Origin of the sequence: Pseudomonas frederiksbergensis (genome assembly GCF_003732665.1) — a bacterium.
GTDB classification, from domain to species: domain Bacteria; phylum Pseudomonadota; class Gammaproteobacteria; order Pseudomonadales; family Pseudomonadaceae; genus Aquipseudomonas; species Aquipseudomonas frederiksbergensis_G.
Window position 1 is genome coordinate 167,208 of the sequence record NZ_MOBP01000022.1, and the last position, 18,595, is coordinate 185,802.

The following is an 18,595-nucleotide window of genomic DNA, read 5'->3' on the forward strand; positions in this document are numbered from 1 at the left end:
GCCCCTTCGTACACGTGGCCCCGACAATGCGTGGGACCTGGAGACCCGTTATGTAGGACAGTTCTGCGAGCCGTTATCCAGCCCTTGCTTGTAGCTGTGGCTGACCAGCGTGGCCTTGCCGTTGTGCCAGGTCAGGGTCAGCACGTACAGCGAGTCGTAGTCGCTGGATTCCCAGTCATCGGTGATGTTCTGTTTCTTGCCCACCGCTTCGCCGGCGACCTTGTTGATCAGCTCTGGCAGGTAGCCGTGGGACCAGGCGGTGTAGATGATCGAGTTGTGGTACTTGTCGTGGAGCAGTTCGTCCGCCAGATCGCTGGTGTCATTGGCCGAATATTCGATGTTCACCGGCAAGCCGAGCTTGATCGCGCTGGGGCTGATGGTCATCAGGGGACGAATGTAGCTGTAGGAATTGTCCAGTTCGCCTTCCTCGACATTACGCGTCGGGTTGGCGGCAAACACGTAGTTGGCCTTGCCGAATTTCTCTGGCAGCAGGGTCGACAGGTTGATCGCCCGGTTCAGACCCTGGCAATTGAGCTGGCCCAGACCGCCGTCGGGTTTTTCCGCGTGACGCAGGAACACCAGCGTCTGGGTGCCGTCCGCCGGTTGGGCGCGGCTTTCGCTGGATTCCAGGGATAGGAACAGTGCACTGGCCGCCAGCAAGGTAGGCAAGAAGATATAGGCGCGATGCTTGAAGCGTTGAGCGAATTTCACAAGGTTCTTCATTTAATAAAGGATCTTCAGCGCATTCGATTAAGGCTGACAAACCTTTACACCACGCGCTTCCTGCAGCGGGTGTGTTCCATGTCGTTGAGCCGGTCCGTTTTCCGTGAAGGGCAGTGCTCAGAGTCCCCTGAAGCCCATTTGGTTCGATACCGGCGGGTTCGCGGCACTTTAGCCGCAACCTTTGACGGGATGGCCGAAGGTTATCGACAGGATGTTTCGGATTTATGGACGTCGGCACGATTGGGTATGCCAGACGCTCCGATCCTCCCTTATGATCGTCGCTCCAATGACTGCGTGGATGCTCCCATGACCGATCTCTCTGCGTTTCCGATTTCCGCCAAATGGCCGGCCCGATACCCCGAGTGGATTCAGCTCTATTCCTTGCCGACCCCTAATGGCGTCAAGGTCTCGATCATGCTTGAAGAGACCGGCCTGCCGTACGAGCCGCACAAGGTGAGCTTCGAGACCAACGATCAGTTGTCGCCCGAGTTCCTGTCGTTGAACCCCAATAACAAGATCCCGGCGATCATCGACCCCCACGGTCCGGGAGGGCAGCCGCTGCCATTGTTCGAGTCCGGGGCGATTCTGATCTACCTCGCCGACAAGAGCGGCCAGTTGCTGGCCCAGGAATCGGCGGCGCGTTATGAGACCATCCAGTGGTTGATGTTTCAGATGGGTGGTATCGGGCCGATGTTCGGCCAGGTCGGTTTCTTCAACAAATTCGGCGGTAAGGACTACGAAGATAAACGGCCCCGCGATCGTTACGTCGAAGAAAGCAAACGGCTGCTGAAGGTGCTCGATGAACGCCTGAAAGGCCGCGACTGGATCATGGGCGAGCGCTACACCATCGCCGACATCGCGACGTTCCCGTGGATACGCAACCTGATCGGCTTCTATGAGGCCGGTGATCTGGTCGGCATCAAGCAATTCTCCAATGTTACCCGGGTGCTGGAGCGCTTCCTGGCGCGGCCGGCGGTGATGCGCGGGCTGGAAATTCCCAAGTAACGCGGTTCAAGACCAAGGCAGGCCATGCGTTCATTCCCCTTTAAACAAGTTGATGTCTTCAGCCGAACGCCGCTCAAAGGCAACCCGCTGGCGGTGGTGTTCGGCGCTGACGAACTCAGCGACGAGCGCATGGCGGCGTTCGCGACCTGGACCAACCTCAGCGAAACCACGTTTGTGCTGGAGCCCCAAGACCCACGGGCGGATTACCGGGTTCGGATTTTCACCACCTTGTCGGAACTGCCGTTCGCCGGCCATCCGACCTTGGGCACGTGCCACGCCTGGCTTGAGGCCGGTGGCGTGCCCAAGGGCGAGGAGATCATTCAGGAGTGCGGCGTCGGGCTGGTGCGGGTGCGGCGGCAAGGGACGGAGTTGGCGTTTCTCGCGCCGCCCCTGCTCAGGACCGGACCGGTGGAGGCGGATGTGGTGGAGCGGGTTCGTCTCGGGCTCGGCCTGCCAGCGGACGCAATCGTCCGCACGCAATGGGTCGATAACGGCGCCGGATGGCTGGCGGTGATGGTCGAGGATCGGCGGCAGGTGCTCGACTTGCAGCCGGACCATGCGCAAATGCTCGGGTTGGCGGTGGGCGTGATCGCGCCGTGGCACCCCGAGCGCGATGGCGATGGGGCGCAATTCGAAGTCCGCGCCTTCATCTCCGGCGACGGCATGCCGGAAGACCCGGCCACCGGCAGCCTCAACGCCGGGATCGCCCAGTGGCTGCTCAGCGAAGGCTTGGCCCCGGAATCCTACGTGGTCAGCCAGGGCCTGAGCATGGGCCGCGCCGGGCGGATTCAGGTGGATCGGGTGGGGGATGAAGTCTGGATCGGTGGCGCGGTGGTGACGTGCATTGACGGGACGCTGACGCTGTAGCGGATCTTCGGGATAACCCCAAGACCCTGTGGGAGCGGGCTTGCTCGCGAATGGGGTGGGTCAGTCACCATTTGCATTGGCTGACCCACCGCTTTCGCGAGCAAGCCCGCTCCCACAGTGGTTCGGCGTCGTTGATTTGATCCGGGCTCCCACAAAGGTGGATTGTTGTCAGGTTGGTAAAGGTTTGTTCCTTTCCTGATGTTTGTGTCCGACGCGGAACAGGGCATAAGCTTCGCCCCCTACGACTTTTGTCTCAGGAAAACCCATGCCCAGTCAGTTCCCCGAAGCACGTCCACGCCGTTTGCGCCGCAATGCGAGCCTGCGCAGTCTGTTCCAGGAAACCGAGTTCAGCCTGAACGACCTGGTGCTGCCGATTTTCGTCGAGGAAGAAATCGACGATTTCGTGCCGATCAAAAGCATGCCCGGTGTGATGCGTATTCCCGAGTCTAAACTGGCCGGCGAGATCGAGCGTTATGCCCGTGCCGGGATCAAGTCGGTGATGACCTTTGGCGTGTCCCATCACCTGGACAGCAACGGCAGCGACACCTGGAATGACAACGGCCTGGTGTCGCGGATGTCGCGGATCGCCAAGGACGCGGTGCCGGAGATGATCGTGATGTCCGACACTTGTTTCTGCGAATACACCGACCACGGTCACTGCGGTGTGGTGCATAACCACGAAGTCGACAACGACCAGACCCTGATCAACCTCGGCAAACAAGCCGTGGCCGCGGCCCGTGCCGGCGCTGATGTGATCGCCCCGTCGGCGGCCATGGACGGCCAGGTCCAGGCGATTCGCCGGGCGCTGGATGAAGCCGGTTTCACCCAGACCGCGATCATGGCTTATTCGACCAAATTCGCCTCGGCTCTGTATGGCCCGTTCCGTGAAGCGGGTGGCAGCGCGTTGAAAGGCGACCGCAAAAGCTACCAGATGAACCCGATGAACCGCCGCGAAGCCGTGCGCGAATCGCTGCTGGACGAACAGGAAGGCGCCGATGCGCTGATGGTCAAACCGGCCGGCGCCTACCTGGACATCATTCGCGACATCCGCGAGGTCTCGCGCCTGCCACTGTCGGCGTATCAGGTCAGCGGCGAGTACGCGATGATCAAATTCGCCGCCCAGGCCGGGGCCATCGACGAAGATCGCGTCGTGCGTGAAAGCCTCGGGGCGATCAAGCGGGCCGGCGCGGATTTGATCTTCACCTACTTCGCAATGGACCTGGCCCTGGCCGGGATCTAATTACCACCACAAATCCCCTGTGGGAGTGAGTCTGCTCGCGAAAGCGGTATGTCAGCCAATACATATGGCGACTGATCCGCCGCCTTCGCGAGCAAGCCCGCTCCCACATTTGTTGGGTGGTGGTCACAATTGCTTTGCCAGACACAGCCCCCCTGTGGGAGTGAGCCTGCTCGCGAAAGCGGTATGTCAGCCAATACATATGGCGACTGATCCACCGCCTTCGCGAGCAAGCCCGCTCCCACAGTTTTGGTCTGCGGTGCTTGAGGGGTCAGGCGAAAAACGCCCGTATCCCATGGTCCCGAAAGTACCGCTCGATCACCTTCGGATCGGCACTGTTATCGGCAATCGCGACATAGGTATCCGGGCGCAGCAGATAAAATCCGTTTCGCGCCAACCCCGCCGTTTCAAACGCTGGACGCCAGTCGAACACGTGCAGCGGTAGATGATGTTCGATGCACCAGGCGATCATTTCGTCGCTGGTGTCGCCGTACACATGCACCTGCCACGTCGGGATTTTCAGGGGTTCGTAATTGTCGCCTTCGCCATCGTGGGCCCAGGGCAAGCGGTCGCCGCCGTGGACGTGGCCGGTGACGCCTTCGCTCAGCGGCATGCCGCGATAGTTGACGGTGATCTGGGAAATGGTGCGAAACAGAAACTCCCGGCTCGCCCCGAACGACGTCAACTTCGGGATCAAAAACGGTGCCAGCCGCGTGCGCAGCAGGTCGGCGACTTTGCCCTCGGCGGTGACGAAGCTGAACACCCGGTCGGTGGTGGACACCAGGCGCCGGGCAAAGGCGATGCGTTCGGCTTCATAGCTGTCCAGCAGTTTGGCGCTGGCGCCGCCGCTCAGCACCGAGGCCAGTTTCCATGCCAGATTGATCGCGTCGCCAATCCCGGTGTTCATGCCCTGGCCGCCCGCCGGGCTGTGGACATGGGCCGCGTCGCCGAGCAAGAACGCACGGCCGCTGCGAAAGAACTCCGCCACCCGGTGATGCACGCGGTAAGTCGAAAACCAGTTCACCTGTTCGACGTTGACCTTCAAATGCTCGATGGCCCGGCTGCTGACGTCTTCGAACTTCAGGGTTTCAGCATGTTCGGCCCGCTCATCGCGCACGGTGCCGATCAGCCGCGCATGCCCCTCGCTGGCCAGCGGAAACACCGCGAGGAAGTCTGCTTCATCAAGGTCCACATGCAGTTCGCCGTTGAACGCCGGACCGCTGGCCTGCACATCGGCCACGTAGAAAATCTGCTGGTAAGTGCCGCCGGGAAAACCACTGTCCAAGGTTTTGCGAACGATCGAGCGGGCACCGTCGCAACCGGCGATATAACAGGCCTGGCAGGTTTCCTCCTGGCCATCCGGCAGGCGCAACTGTGCGGTGATGCCGTCGCCGGTTTCCATGAAACTTTCCAGCTCGGTATTGCGCTCCACACGGATGCCGAAGCGGGCGAGGCGTTCGATCAGCAGCGCTTCATGCTCGTCCTGGGGAAAGATTTCCAGGAACGAATAAGGCGTCAGGCCTTCGCCGATCCGGGTCAACGGCAGGCGAGCCACGGCTTCGCCCTTGACCCAGAAATTTGCCGCCGCTACCCGATGACCGTTCTGCACGATGGCGTCGGCGAGGTCGAGTTGACGGTACAACTCCAGGGTCCGCGCCTGCACGGCCAAGGCCCTTGAAGTGGTGCCGGGGGCGGTTGTCTTGTCGATGATGCGCACTTGAATGCCAAGCTTGCTCAGCCACAGCGCCAGCACCAGGCCGGTGGGGCCGGCGCCGATGATCAACACGTCGCTACGGTTCATGGGGGGCATTCTCCGAGAGGGTGTGTGGGGCAAGTATGGTTCAGGCTCGGCGATCCAGCCTTGTGAACACTAATCCCACAGGGTTTGGTGTTTGCCTTGTCTCTGCGCAATAAAAAGGCCCCGCAGCCGTGAAGCAGCGGGGCCTTTTCGTTGAGCTGTGGGGCTTAGAAGTCGATGGTGCCCGACAGCTTCGCCACCCGCGGCTCACCTTGGGTCAGGTAGCCGGCCTGGGCCGATTCCCAGTACTTCTCGTTCGCCAGGTTCTCGATGTTCAGGCGCAGGGTGATGTCTTTCTGGTCGACTTTGAAACCATAGCGGGCGCCGGCGTCGAAGCGGTTCCAGGTCGGCAGGCTGAGGTTGTTCGCCGCGTCGGCGTATTGGCCGCCGGTACGCAGCATCCGCGCGTTCAGCGCTACGCCTTGCAGGCCCGGTACGTCCCAATCCACTCCGGCGTTGAACTGGAAGGTCGGTACGCCGATGGCACGGTTGCCGTCGTTGGCGCCGTTCTGGGTATTCTTCAGTTCGGTGTCCATCAGGGTCAGGCCGCTGATCAGGCGCAGGCCTTCGATCGGCTCGCCGAAGACGTTGAGTTCGACGCCTTTGTTGATCTGCTCACCCTGGCGCACGAACTCCGCGGTGGTCGCGCTGGTGATCACCGAGTAGCCATCGCTCGGTTGTTCGATGCGGTACACGCCCAGGCTGGCGCCGTAGGTGCCCATGTCGACTTTCACACCGGCTTCGATTTGCTTGGAACGGGCCGGGGCGAACGCTTCGTTGCCGTTGGTGACGACGCGGTTGCCGGAGGTGAGTGGCGAGATCGGGCCTTTCGCCAAGCCTTCAATGCGGTTGGCGTAGAACGACACATGCTCCCACGGCTTGAAGACGATGCCGTAAACCGGTGTGGTGATCGATTCGTCATAGGCGGAGGTGCGGCTGCCGGAACCGTAAGGCGCGTAGCCGTAGCCTTGCACCACCAATTGCTGGCGACGCAGGCCGACGGTCAGCAGCAGTCGGTCATCGAAGAAACCAAGGGTATCGGACACCGCCGCGCTGCGGTTGAAGGTTTTGCCGACGATGCCCGGGTCGTTCAGGTCGCCGCCGGAGAAGTTGCCGACCGGTGATGGGGTTTGCACCGGATGGTAGATGTTGTTCGAGTAGCGGGTCAGGTCGAAATCGTAGGCGCTGCGCTGTTCGGTCCAGATCCCGGCCAGGCCGAAATTGAGTTTATGCGTGACCGGTCCGGTGGCGAATCGGCCGTTGAGGCCGGCCATGACGCTGGTGTTGTCTTCGTCGTGGGGGATGAACGAGCCGGTTGTGGTAGATGCACCGTCGTTGCCCACCAGCGTGGTCGAGTTGTAGCGCCCGACCTCACGGGTGTGCTTGGCGCCGCCCGCGGCGTAGGCCGTCCAGTTGTCATTCAGGTCGTACTCGGCGCGCAGCATGCCGAAGGTGTCTTCGATGTCGGTGAAACCCCACTTCGGCGCGTAGTTGGTGTCCGCCGAGGGCGCTTCCGGAATGTGCGTGGCCGTGCCGAGGTTCACGCTGTTGCGGCCACCATTGACCCGCTCTTTCTGGTAGGCGAAATCACCGGAAATACGCAGGGCGTCACCGCGATAATCGAGGCCGATGGAGAACAGTTTCGAACGCTGGTTTTCGTGGTCGATGCCGGTGTCGCCTTCACGCTGGGCCAGGTTGACCCGTGCACCGAATCGGTTGTCTTCACCAAAGCGCTGACCGAGATCGAGGTGCTGACCGACGCGGCCTTCATCGTTGATGTCGGTGGTGAAGCGGCGTGTTGGCACGTCACCGGCGCGCTTGGGTTGCAGGTTGACGCCGCCGCCGATGCCGGAACCGGTCGGGGTCACGCCGTTAATGAAGGCGTTCGGGCCTTTGAACACTTCCACGCGCTCCAGGGCGTCGGTGGAAATGATCTGCCGCGGCAACACGCCGTACAGGCCGTTATAGGAAATATCGTCGCCGGTCAGCGGCAAGCCGCGGATCATGAAGATCTGCGCCTGGTTGGAAAAACCGGACGCCTGGCGCACCGAGGAATCGTTGAGCAATACGTCGGCGACGTCTTCGGCTTGCTGGTCCTGGATCAGTTGTTCGGTGTAGGCGGCCATGGTGAATGGCACGTCCATCATGTCCTGATTGCCCAGCACGCCCAATTGGCCGCCGCGAGCCACCTGACCGCCGGCAAACACCGGGGGCAGGGCAGCCGTCGAGGTCGGGGCCTGGGCGTTGACGTTCACTTCGTCCAGCACCAGCGCTTTGTCGTCATTATTGGTGGTGGCGGCGTGGGCAGAGACGGACAGGGCGCAAAACAGGGCGAGAAGTGTCGGGCGATAGGGAACGCCGAGTCGGGCTGGAGTGGGCATGTTCGATCCTGGCGGCGCGCCGCCGATGAGAAAAAGAGATAACGGCGCGGGGAACTCCTTGCGCAAATACGACTCCAGGCGCGAATGATAGTTTTTCTCAGTAACGTTCTGCAATAAGTTTGTCACGCAATCTCCCCTGTGGGAGCGGGCTTGCTCGCGAAAGCGGCGTATCAGCCAATACATGTGGTGACTGACACACCGCTTTCGCGAGCAAGCCCGCTCCCACAGGGGATGTGTGTCGGGATAAAGGATTGGTGGAACAGCCGCCCATCAGCACAGTCATAGCCTGCACCCGGCCATTGATCGTATGGTTAACCCGGCTAAACGGATTTTTGGAGCACCATGCACGCCCACCGATTGATCATGAGTCTCGCTGCCTTGCTGGTCCTGGCCGGTTGCGGTATCCGGCAGGCCCAGGAAGCGCCGGCCCGCAAGCCCGCCGAGGTCAAGGCGCAGATCGTGCGTCTGTTGCCGGCGAAAACTGTCGACCGCGAGGGTTGGGCGACGGATATCTATGCAGCGTTTGCCGCCCAGGAGATTTCGCCGACCACACAAAACCTGTGTGCGGTGCTGGCCGTCACCGAACAGGAATCAACCTTTCAGGTAGATCCAACCGTGCCGGGTCTGGGCAGGATTGCCCGGGACGAGATCGACCGCCGCGCCGCCAAGGCGCATATCCCCGGCCTGTTGGTCAGCGGCGCGTTGCAGGTGCGTTCGCCCAACGGCAAGAGCTACAGCGACCGGCTCAATGCCGCCCGCAGCGAAAAAGAACTGAGCGCGATTTTCGATGACTTCATCGGCATGGTGCCCATGGGCAAGACCCTGTTCGGTGGTTTCAACCCGGTGCACACCGCCGGGCCGATGCAGGTCAGCATCGAATTCGCCGAGCAGCAGACGCGCAATTATCCCTATCCGGTTGAAGGGTCGATCCGCCATGAGGTGTTCAGCCGTCGCGGCGGTATGTATTTCGGCATTGCGCATTTGCTCGGCTATCCGGTGAGCTACACCCAACCGCTGTACCGCTTTGCCGATTTCAATGCCGGGTGGTACGCCAGCCGTAATGCGGCGTTTCAGAATGCGCTGAGCCGGGCGTCCGGCATCCCGTTGGCGCTGGACGGTGACCTGATCCGCTACGACTCGATCATGCCCGGCACCACGGAACTGGCGGCGCGCACCCTCAGCAAGCGATTGGGCATGCGTAATCCGACGATTCGCGATCAATTGGAAAAAGGCAAAAGCCTGGAATTCGAGGAAACGCGGCTTTACCAGGAAGTCTTCGCCCTGGCCGACAAGGCCGAAGGCCGGACGCTGCCCCGGGCGGTGTTGCCGGGGATTGTGCTGGAAAGCCCGAAAATAACCCGCAAACTCACCACGGCGTGGTTCGCCAAGCGGGTGGACGAAAGGTATCAGCGCTGCATGGCGAAGGGGCGTTGACGATCAAAAGATCACAGGCATAAAAAAACCCGGCGGATAAGGCCGGGTTTTTCGTCGAGTACCGCGGTGAAGCAATTCATTCAAGCGGTGCGGTTTTGGATCAGACGGTCGGAACCACCTTCAGCAACGCGATTCTGAATCAGACGATCCGAGCCACCTTCGGCAACGCGTTTTTCGATCAGACGATCCGAGCCACCTTCAGCAACACGATTCTGGATCAGACGATCCGAGCCACCTTCAGCGACGCGTTTTTCGATCAGACGATCCGAGCCACCTTCAGCAACACGATTCTCGATCAGACGATCCGAACCACCTTCGGCAACGCGTTTTTCGATCAGACGATCCGAACCACCTTCAGCAACGCGATTCTCGATCAAGCGATCCGAACCACCCTCAGCCACACGGCTTTCGATCAGGCGATCCGAGCCGCCTTCAGCGACCATGGTGTGAGACGAAGCGGCGAAAGCGTTAACTGCGAAAACCGAGAAAGCGATGCTGAGGAAGAGTTGGCGTTTCATGGTGGTGTGCTCCGGGGTGCTTATTGGTTGGGTATGGAGCGGATGTTACGCCGGGGATTTTTTATGAGAACTTCATTGACGTGATGGTGACCATCGACGGCAATGATGGTTGGCGCGAAGGCCCCTTCGCAGGTTGATAATGCGATCCCTGTGGCGAGGGAGCTTGCTCCCGCTGGGCAGCGAAGCGGCCCCAAACCAGCAATCGCGACCCATCAGGCAGACTGCACAGCCGAGCGCGAGCAAGCTCCCTCACCACAGGGATGCATTCGGGACGATCACACCCGGCGACGAACAAACTTGCGCCACAACCAGACCCACAGCATCAACAGCGGGAAGGCCAGGATCAGGAACGGCAACGCATAACTGCCTTTTTCCAATGCATCGACGGCACCATCGGCCAGGTTGTCCAGCAAGTTGCTGAACGCCCGGCTCAGGTGCGACGAGCGACTGCTGGCGCCGGTCGGCTGGAACGACAGGGTGACGCGGTTGGTGTCGAGCCGGCGCTGGTGTCCGGCGGCGACCTGGGCCAGGGCTTGCAGGTCGTTTTCGATGCCGGCCTGTTCCTTGCTCAGGGCGATCAGGTCGGTGACGCTGATGTCCTTGCGGCTGGCCAGTTGATCCAGGCGTTGCTGCTGGGCCTGGAGGCGTTCCTGACGGCGGCGGGTGTCGTCCACCGCATCGGCCAGGTCCTCGGCGCTGGTGATCCGCTGGCCCATTTCGCCACCCTCGGCGGCCATGGCGACCAACGGCTCGACCCCGGCGGGGGCAATGCGCAAGGTGATCTCGGCGCGGCCGGCGCCTTGCTCGATGCGCAACACATTACAGGCGCCGAAACGCGCGGTTTCGCAGGCCTCGCGGGTGGCTTGCAAGCGCGGCATGATTTGCGCTTCGGGCAGCATCAGTTGCACATCATGCTCGTAGGCGAGCATCGCGCCGCCGCGTCCCTGTTCACCGGCTAGACTGGCCGATGACGACCGTTCGCTCGGCGAGCAGCCGACCAGGGCCAGACAGGCCACTACACACCAATAGACGCGAGGCATTGAGGCAGGTTTGCCATCCGGTTGGCGCATGTTCGTTCCTTGACAGTGGCAGGCGGGACGTCGGCAGTGCGTCCCGGGAGCGCGCATCTTACCTGCATCATTCGGCCAAATGGCAGGGAACATGCTCCCCAGGCTCGCCGTCTACCGACAGACTGTTTGTTCGCCGGGAGGGCGCGACATGTATCAGCTTTATGGACACCCGAATTCCGGCGCGGCGGCAATCGAGGCGGCCCTCGAACTCTGCGCGATTCCTTATCGTTTCATCGATGTGGCGGCGTCTGTCGAGGCCGCTCACGCGCTGGAAAAACTCAACCCGCTCAAGCAGATTCCGGCCCTGGAACTGCCCGATGGCAGCGTCCTCACCGAAAGCGCGGCGATCCTGATTCACTTGGGGCTGACCTTTCCCTCGTCGGGCCTGTTGCCCGACGACCCGATAGAACGTGATCAGGCCATTCGCGGCCTGGTGTACATCGTCAGCAATTGCTATTCGGCCATCGGCATCATCGACTACCCCGAGCGCTGGTTGATCAAGGCGGATGAGGCGTCCAGGGAAAACCTCATGGCCGGCGCCCGCAAACGCTTGCACTGGAGTTGGGAGGTGTTTGCCGATGAGTTTTCCGGCGAGCTGTACCTGGGCGAAGAGACGCCGGGGGCGCTGGATGTACTGGCGGCAGTGGTGTCGCGCTGGGCCGGCAGCCGCGAGCATTTACGCAATGCCCGGCCCGGGTTTTATGCCTGGCTGACGCGGATTGATCGGCATCCGACATTGGCGCCGGTCTTCGCCAGGCATTGGCCGACCTGAGCAACACCAACGATCAAATGTGGGAGCGGGCTTGCTCGCGAAAGCGGTGTGTCAGCCAACACATGTAGTGACTGACACACTGCATTCGCGAGCAAGCCCGCTCCCACAAGAGGATTTGCGGTGTTCTGGAGTCATTCCCCGCGAATGTACTGCTCCAGTTGCTTTATCAGTTCCGCCTGTTCGGCAATCGCTTCCTTGACCAGGTCACCAATCGACAGCAGCCCCAGCAGCTTGCCGTTTTCCACCACCGGTAAATGCCGCAGGCGTTTGTTGGACATGATGCCCATGCAGGTTTCGACGGACTGATGGGTATCCACGGTAATGACTTCCTTCACCATGATGTCGCTGACCGGTGTGCCGACCGAGGAGCGTCCCTTGAGCACCAGTTTGCGTGCGTAATCACGCTCGCTGATGATGCCCACCACCTCGCCATGGGCCACTACCGGAAGCGCACCGACGTTTTTCGCGGCCATGATCATCAGCGCTTCCAGCACCATTTGATGCGGGGCAATGGTATGGACTTCCTGGTTTTTGAGGTCCTTTAACTTGAGCAGTTGGGCGACGGTTTTCATGGCGGCTTCTCTGGTGTTGTCGTTGTTCTTGAAGAATCGTAGACGCAAGCGTTCAGGGCAAGGAGGAAAGCGTCAGATAACACGCAAAAAACGTCATTCGGTGGTTTTTCTTCAGTCAACCTCGCGAACCAAGTCGATAAACGCGCGCAAACCGGCGGGTACGTGGCGGTTGGCCGGGTAGTACAGGTACAGGCCGGGGTAGGGCGGCAGCCAGTCTTGCAGTACCCGAATCAGCCGACCGGCGGCCAGATGCCCGGCAATCGAGTGTTCACTGGTACAGGCCAGTCCGACGCCCTGAAGCGCCGCGTCAACGATCAGTTGATGGCTGTCGAGGGTCAGCGGGCCGTTGACGTCGATGATCTGCTGCTGGCCACGTTTTTCGAATTCCCAACGGTACAGCGTGCCGCTGGCAAATCGCGTGCGAATGCAGCTGTGCCCGGCCAGGTCTGTCGGTGAACGGGGTTTGGCATGGCGGGCGAAGTAGTCGGGTGAACCGACCACCGCAAACTGCAACGATGGGCTGCAAGGCACGGCAATCATGTCCAGGGGCACGCTGTCGGCCAGGCGAATGCCGGCGTCGAAACCGTCGGCGACAATGTCCACCAACCCGGTGTCGGTGACGATGTCCAAGCGCATGTCCGGGTAGCGCTTGAGGAACTCAACCACCACCGGCGTCATGATCATCTGCACCGCGGCTTCGGAGGCGTTGATGCGCAGGGTGCCGCTCGGGGTGTCACGAAACTGGTTCACCGCTTCCATTGCCGCCGAGATCTCGTGCAACGCCGGCCGCACCCTGGCCAGAAACTGCTCGCCGGCCTCCGACAGCGACACACTGCGGGTGGTGCGATTGAACAACCGAACGCCCATGCGCTGCTCCAGCGCGGCGATGGCGTGACTCATGGCCGAAGGCGACATGCCCAGTTCATCCGCGGCACGACGGAAACTGCGGTGGGTCGAAACGGCGACTACCGCATTGAGTTCCAGCAAACCCATCTTTTGCATTGTGCTGTTTCCTGCATCAGTTCATCCCATATTAGCCCGATTGTTTGAAGGATGGTGGGGGCCTACCTTGACCTCCGCCACACCACAAATTCCCCTGTGGGAGCGGGCTTGCTCGCGAAGGCGGTGTGTCAGCAAATACATGTGGTGGCTGACACACCGCTTTCGCGAGCAAGCCCGCTCCCACAGGGGGACCTCTGTCTATTCGGGAATATCGCAATGACCCAGACTGTTTTGATCACCGGCGCCTCCACCGGCTTCGGCCAATCCACCGCGCAATTGTTTGCAGCCCAGGGCTGGAACGTCATCGCCAGCATGCGCAACCCTTCCGCCGGCGCCGCCCTGGTCACCTTGGAAAACGTACTGGTTACTCGCCTCGACGTTGAGGACCTGAGCAGCATCGACAGCGCCATTGCCGCCGGTATCGAGCGCTTCGGCCAAATCGATGTGTTGGTCAACAACGCCGGTTTCGGCCTGTTCGGCGTGTTCGAAGGCACGTCCCGGGAGAAAATCCGTGAGCAGTTCGACGTCAATGTCTTCGGCGTGATGGACGTGACCCGGGCGATCCTGCCGCATTTTCGCCAGTGCCGGGCCGGGGTCATCGTCAATGTCAGCTCCGGCGCCGGGGTGTTTGGCTTGCCGATGATTTCGGCCTACAACGCCAGCAAATTTGCCCTGGAAGGTTTTTCGGAGTCGCTGTCCTATGAACTGGCTTCGCAGAACATCAGAGTGAAAATCGTCGAGCCGGGTGGGGTGGTCAGCACCGGGTTCGGTTCGCGCTCGGCGGCCGAGGCCGCACAACTGAGTACGCCGGGGGATTACGACGCATTTGTCGGCGCAGCGTTGAAGGCATTCGAAGGGTTGCGCGGGGAACGCCTGGCCACCTCCGAAGACGTGGCGCAGGTGATCGTTGATGCGGCGAGTGACGGGACTGACCGCTTGCGCTATGTGGCGACCCAGGACATCGAACCGCTGGTTAAAGCGCGGCGGGAAACGTCGGAGGTGGAATACATGGCGCTGATGCGCGGCAAGTTCGCAACCCTGTAACACCGCGCAAAATCCCTGTGGGAGCGGGCTTGCTCGCGAATGCGGTGTGTCAGTCACCCCATGTATGGCCTGACACACCGCTTTCGCGAGCAAGCCCGCTCCCACAAGGGATCGCCTGCACCTTGCGCAGAGCGCGTAGAATTGCGCCCCTGAATCAGTTTCGAGGTTGCAGTGGTGGATTTACAGCAGGGCTTCGTCCTGACCCGGCATTGGCGCGATACCCCGGCCGGCACGGAAGTCGAGTTCTGGCTGGCGACCGATGCCGGTCCCCGGCGCATCCGCCTGCCTTATCAACCGTCGGTAGCCTTTATCCCGGCCGAACAGCGCGAGCAGGCCGAAAGCGTGCTGCGTGGCGAAAAGAACGTCGAGCTGCGGCCCCTGGCGCTGCTGGATTTCGAGCATCGCCCGGTGCTCGGCCTGTATTGCCAGCAGCACGGTCAGTTGATGCGCCTGGAAACCGCGCTGCGCAGGGCCGGGGTCGAGATGTTCGAGGGCGACGTGCGCCCACCGGAACGCTACATGATGGAACGCTTCATCACCGCGCCCGTGCAGTTCGGTGGCACTCCCAACGCCGACGGCTTGCTGCTCGACGCGCAAATGAAACCCGCGCCGGGCTATCGGCCAACGCTACGCCTGGTGTCCCTCGATATCGAAACCACCGCCCAGGGCGATCTCTATTCCATCGCCCTGGAAGGATGCGGCGAGCGTCAGGTGTACATGCTCGGCCCGCCCAACGGTGATGCCAGCGCCGTGGATTTTCAGCTTGAATACTGCGATTCCCGCACCCTGCTGCTGAAGAAACTCAACGACTGGTTCGCCCAACACGACCCCGACGCGATCATCGGCTGGAACGTCGTGCAGTTCGACTTGCGGGTGCTGCACGAACACGCCCGGCGCCTGGCGGTGCCGCTGAAATTGGGGCGTGGCGGCGAAGAGATGCAGTGGCGCGAACACGGAAGCCGCAATCATTACTTCGCGGCTGCGGCAGGGCGCTTGATCATCGACGGCATCGAATCCCTGCGTTCGGCGACCTGGAGTTTCCCTTCATTCAGCCTGGAAAACGTCGCGCAAACCCTGCTCGGCGAAGGCAAGGCGATCAGCACGCCGTACCAGCGCATGGACGAAATCAACCGCATGTTCGCCGAGGACAAACCGGCGCTCGCCACCTACAACCTCAAGGACTGTGAACTGGTCACGCGGATTTTCGCCAAGACCGAGTTGCTGACCTTCCTGCTGGAACGGGCCAGCGTCACCGGGTTGCCGGCGGATCGCAGCGGCGGCTCGGTGGCGGCGTTCACCCATTTGTATATGCCGCTGATGCACCGCCAGGGCTTCGTCGCGCCGAACCTCGGCGGCAAGCCACCCCAGGCCAGCCCCGGCGGCTTTGTGATGGACTCGCAACCGGGGCTCTACGAGTCAGTGCTGGTGCTCGACTACAAGAGCCTGTACCCGTCGATCATCCGCACCTTCCTCATCGACCCGGTGGGGCTGATCGAAGGCCTCAAGCACCCGGACGACAGTGAATCGGTGCCGGGCTTTCGTGGCGCTCGATTTTCAAGAACGCGGCATTGCCTGCCCGCCATCGTCGCTCGGGTCGCCGAAGGTCGGGAAACCGCCAAGCGCGAACACAATGCGCCACTGTCCCAGGCCTTGAAGATCATCATGAACGCCTTCTACGGCGTGCTCGGTTCCAGCGGTTGTCGCTTCTTCGATACGCGTTTGGCCTCGTCCATCACCCTGCGCGGCCACGAGATCATGCTGCGCACCCGCCAGTTGATCGAAGCCCAGGGCCACGCGGTGATTTACGGCGATACCGACTCGACCTTCGTCTGGCTGCGTCGCGCCCACGGTCAGCAAGAAGCGGCGCAGATCGGCCGCGCCCTGGTGGATCACGTCAACCAGTGGTGGCGCGAGCATGTGAAGGCCGAATACGGATTGGAAAGTGCGTTGGAATTGCAGTTTGAAACCCACTACAAACGCTTCCTGATGCCGACCATTCGCGGGGCCGAGGAGGGCAGTAAGAAGCGCTATGCCGGGCTGGTCACCCGTGCCGACGGCACGGACGAAATGATCTACAAGGGCCTGGAAACCGTGCGCACCGACTGGTCGCTGCTGGCCCGGCAATTCCAGCAGGAGCTGTATTCGCGGATCTTCCATCGCCAACCGTATCAGGACTATGTGCGCGACTACGTGCGCAAGACCCTGGCCGGTGAGTTCGATGAACGCCTGGTCTACCGCAAGCGCCTGCGCCGCACCCTCGACGACTATGAACGCAATGTGCCGCCCCATGTGCGAGCGGCGCGGATGGCCGATGCCTACAACGATGAACAGGGACGGCCCCGGCAATATCAGAACGGCGGCTGGATCAGCTACGTAATCACCGTCGCCGGACCGGAGCCGCTGGAAATCCGCAGTGCACCGATCGATTACGACCACTACGTGACCCGGCAACTGCAACCGGTGGCCGACGCGATCCTGCCCTTTGTCGATGACGACTTTTCAACCCTGATTGGTGGGCAGCTTGGCTTGTTTTAAGTCCAGCAGCGACAGCGTCCAGTCATCCTGTATGCCGTGGAAATAATGCTCCAGCGCCTGGTGGAACAGGCTGCCGTCGGGGGCAACCTGGGCGAACAGGGTCATGGAGGAGTGAAATTTGAGGTCATCGGGGTGGCCGAAAATGTCGGCAATCGAGCGTTTTTTGAGGTTCAGCACTAACTGGGTGCACGTGCGCAGACGGGGTCCCAGCAAGGGGTGGTTCAAGTAGGCCGCCGCTTCTTCGGCACAACTGATGGCGAAGTGGCGCGACATTTCGCTACCGCCGAGCCCGGCGATTTGCGGAAAGACGAACCACATCCAGTGCCGGCGTTTCTGCCCGGCGCGCAGTTCCTCCTGGACCCGGTCGAACACCGGATCCTGTGCCTGGAGGAAGCGTGGCAGATTGAACGAGTCGAGCTGATCGGTGCTTCTCATTCCGAAGCCCTCTACAGGTCGCGATGGCTCAGACCATGGCCAACCGCTGCTTTCGTTGTGGCGCGCGAAACGCTTGGTCCAGCGCCTCCAGATCCGTCGCTTCCAGCTTCAACTGCGCGGCTTGCGCATTGAGCATCACGTGCTCCGGTCGGACCGCTTTGGGAATGGCGATGACACTGTCCTGACGCAGTATCCATGCCAGTGCTGCCTGGGCCGGGGTCACCCCATGACGGGCGGCCACCTGCTTGAGCGTTGAGTTGACCAGCATATGCCCACCCTGGCCGATGGGACAGTAGGCCATGACCGGCATTTGCTGTTGCTGGCACCAGGGCAGCAGGTCGAATTCGATGCCGCGCTCCTCCAGGTTATACAGCACCTGATTGGTGGCGCAGGCCGGTGCGGACAGTTCGTGCAAGTCATCGACGTCGAAATTGGACACGCCCCAACGACCGATCTTGCCTTCTTCACGCAGGCGTTCGAAGGCTTCGACGGTTTCTTCCAGGGGGTATTGGCCGCGCCAGTGCAGCAGGTACAAATCGATGTGATCGGTGTTCAAACGTCGCAGGCTGCGCTCGCAGGCCTGGGGGATGCCTTTGCGGCTGGCGTTGTGCGGGTAGACCTTGCTGACCAGGAACACCTGATCACGCAGGCCGGCGATGGCTTCACCCACCACCTCTTCGGCACCGCCCTCGGCGTACATCTCGGCGGTGTCGATCAGGCGCATGCCCAACTCGACACCTTGGCGCAGCGCCGCGACTTCACTGCGGCGGGCCGAACGGTCCTCGCCCATGCGCCAAGTGCCCTGGCCGATCACCGGGACCTGAACGCCGGCGAGTTCAAGGGTTCGCATAAAACCTCCTTTTTGCAACGCGATCGATACTACAGTGGGCAGCAGAATAGCCTGTGGGTTCCCCTGTGGGGTTTTGTGGTGAGTCAGGAATTTGTATACGACGCGATCCCTTGTGGGAGCGGGCTTGCTCGCGAAGGCGTCGTGTCAGTCAATACAAATGGCGACTGACCCACCGCCTTCGCGAGCAAGCCCGCTCCCACAGTGGTTTTGGGTTGAACCAGCCACTTATGCATGACCGTAACCCTTGTGGGAGCGAGCCTGCTCGCGAAAGCGGTGGATCATTCCCTATTGATGTTGACTGACACGACGCCTTCGCGAGCAGGCTCGCTCCCACAGTGGTTTTTTGGTGAGT

General features: G+C 61.4%; 16 protein-coding genes. 7 read left to right on the plus strand and 9 right to left on the minus strand.

Annotated features, from left to right (window positions below; translation table 11 throughout):
* Positions 1 to 48: 48 nt before the first annotated feature.
* Complete coding sequence (locus BK665_RS29010) at positions 49 to 723, minus strand: histidine phosphatase family protein (RefSeq protein WP_123409951.1); 675 nt, start codon at positions 721 to 723, stop codon at positions 49 to 51.
* Between the two features lie 306 nt (positions 724 to 1,029).
* Here BK665_RS29010 and BK665_RS29015 point away from each other — a divergent pair, with 306 nt between their 5' ends.
* From BK665_RS29015 to hemB, 3 genes are all read left to right on the plus strand, one after another.
* Positions 1,030 to 1,728, plus strand: a complete 699-nt coding sequence (locus tag BK665_RS29015; RefSeq protein WP_123409952.1) for a glutathione binding-like protein — start codon at positions 1,030 to 1,032, stop codon at positions 1,726 to 1,728.
* 24 nt (positions 1,729 to 1,752) lie between these two features.
* Complete coding sequence (locus BK665_RS29020; RefSeq protein ID WP_123409953.1) at positions 1,753 to 2,595, plus strand: PhzF family protein; 843 nt, start codon at positions 1,753 to 1,755, stop codon at positions 2,593 to 2,595.
* Positions 2,596 to 2,860: 265 nt separating this feature from the next.
* On the plus strand, positions 2,861 to 3,835 hold the full coding sequence (gene hemB / locus BK665_RS29030; protein WP_123409954.1) for a porphobilinogen synthase: 975 nt from the start codon (positions 2,861 to 2,863) through the stop codon (positions 3,833 to 3,835).
* Positions 3,836 to 4,103: 268 nt separating this feature from the next.
* On the opposite strand, the gene BK665_RS29040 is transcribed toward hemB, so the two are convergent.
* The gene (locus tag BK665_RS29040) at positions 4,104 to 5,633 is read right to left on the minus strand and encodes an FAD-dependent oxidoreductase (protein ID WP_123409956.1); all 1,530 of its coding nucleotides are present in this window, start codon (positions 5,631 to 5,633) and stop codon (positions 4,104 to 4,106) included.
* Between the two features lie 164 nt (positions 5,634 to 5,797).
* Positions 5,798 to 8,011: a TonB-dependent receptor gene (locus BK665_RS29045; protein WP_123409957.1), complete on the minus strand. Its 2,214-nt coding sequence runs from the start codon at positions 8,009 to 8,011 to the stop codon at positions 5,798 to 5,800.
* Between the two features lie 342 nt (positions 8,012 to 8,353).
* Here BK665_RS29045 and BK665_RS29050 point away from each other — a divergent pair, with 342 nt between their 5' ends.
* Positions 8,354 to 9,445, plus strand: a complete 1,092-nt coding sequence (locus tag BK665_RS29050; protein ID WP_123409958.1) for a DUF1615 domain-containing protein — start codon at positions 8,354 to 8,356, stop codon at positions 9,443 to 9,445.
* Positions 9,446 to 9,525: 80 nt separating this feature from the next.
* On the opposite strand, the gene BK665_RS29055 is transcribed toward BK665_RS29050, so the two are convergent.
* The gene (locus BK665_RS29055; protein ID WP_123409959.1) at positions 9,526 to 9,963 is read right to left on the minus strand and encodes a phage infection protein; all 438 of its coding nucleotides are present in this window, start codon (positions 9,961 to 9,963) and stop codon (positions 9,526 to 9,528) included.
* 275 nt (positions 9,964 to 10,238) lie between these two features.
* Positions 10,239 to 11,033 (minus strand): DUF4349 domain-containing protein, encoded by a 795-nt coding sequence (locus BK665_RS29060; protein WP_123409960.1) that lies wholly within the window; start codon positions 11,031 to 11,033, stop codon positions 10,239 to 10,241.
* A gap of 148 nt (positions 11,034 to 11,181) precedes the next feature.
* On the opposite strand from BK665_RS29060, the gene BK665_RS29065 reads away from it, so the two are divergent.
* Entirely contained in the window at positions 11,182 to 11,805 is a 624-nt protein-coding gene (locus BK665_RS29065) for a glutathione S-transferase (RefSeq protein ID WP_123409961.1), read from the plus strand.
* Between the two features lie 131 nt (positions 11,806 to 11,936).
* Here BK665_RS29065 and BK665_RS29075 read toward each other — a convergent pair whose 3' ends face one another.
* Together BK665_RS29075 and BK665_RS29080 are read right to left on the minus strand one after the other, a co-directional pair.
* Complete coding sequence (locus BK665_RS29075) at positions 11,937 to 12,377, minus strand: CBS domain-containing protein (protein WP_123409962.1); 441 nt, start codon at positions 12,375 to 12,377, stop codon at positions 11,937 to 11,939.
* A 111-nt stretch (positions 12,378 to 12,488) separates the two neighbouring features.
* On the minus strand, positions 12,489 to 13,379 hold the full coding sequence (locus BK665_RS29080) for a LysR family transcriptional regulator (protein ID WP_123409963.1): 891 nt from the start codon (positions 13,377 to 13,379) through the stop codon (positions 12,489 to 12,491).
* 216 nt (positions 13,380 to 13,595) lie between these two features.
* Here BK665_RS29080 and BK665_RS29085 point away from each other — a divergent pair, with 216 nt between their 5' ends.
* Both BK665_RS29085 and BK665_RS29090 read left to right on the plus strand, forming a co-directional pair.
* Positions 13,596 to 14,423 carry an SDR family oxidoreductase gene (locus tag BK665_RS29085; RefSeq protein WP_123409964.1) on the plus strand — a complete coding sequence of 276 codons (828 nt, stop codon included), beginning with the start codon at positions 13,596 to 13,598 and terminating at the stop codon, positions 14,421 to 14,423.
* Between the two features lie 174 nt (positions 14,424 to 14,597).
* Positions 14,598 to 16,958 carry a DNA polymerase II gene (locus BK665_RS29090; RefSeq protein ID WP_185076674.1) on the plus strand — a complete coding sequence of 787 codons (2,361 nt, stop codon included), beginning with the start codon at positions 14,598 to 14,600 and terminating at the stop codon, positions 16,956 to 16,958.
* Here the strand turns inward: BK665_RS29090 and BK665_RS29095 are convergent.
* Complete coding sequence (locus BK665_RS29095) at positions 16,923 to 17,393, minus strand: DUF1810 domain-containing protein (protein ID WP_123409966.1); 471 nt, start codon at positions 17,391 to 17,393, stop codon at positions 16,923 to 16,925. The two genes, BK665_RS29090 and BK665_RS29095, sit on opposite strands and share 36 nt — an antisense overlap.
* Positions 17,394 to 17,421: 28 nt before the next feature.
* The gene (locus BK665_RS29100) at positions 17,422 to 18,243 is read right to left on the minus strand and encodes an aldo/keto reductase (protein ID WP_123409967.1); all 822 of its coding nucleotides are present in this window, start codon (positions 18,241 to 18,243) and stop codon (positions 17,422 to 17,424) included.
* Positions 18,244 to 18,595 lie beyond the last annotated feature (352 nt).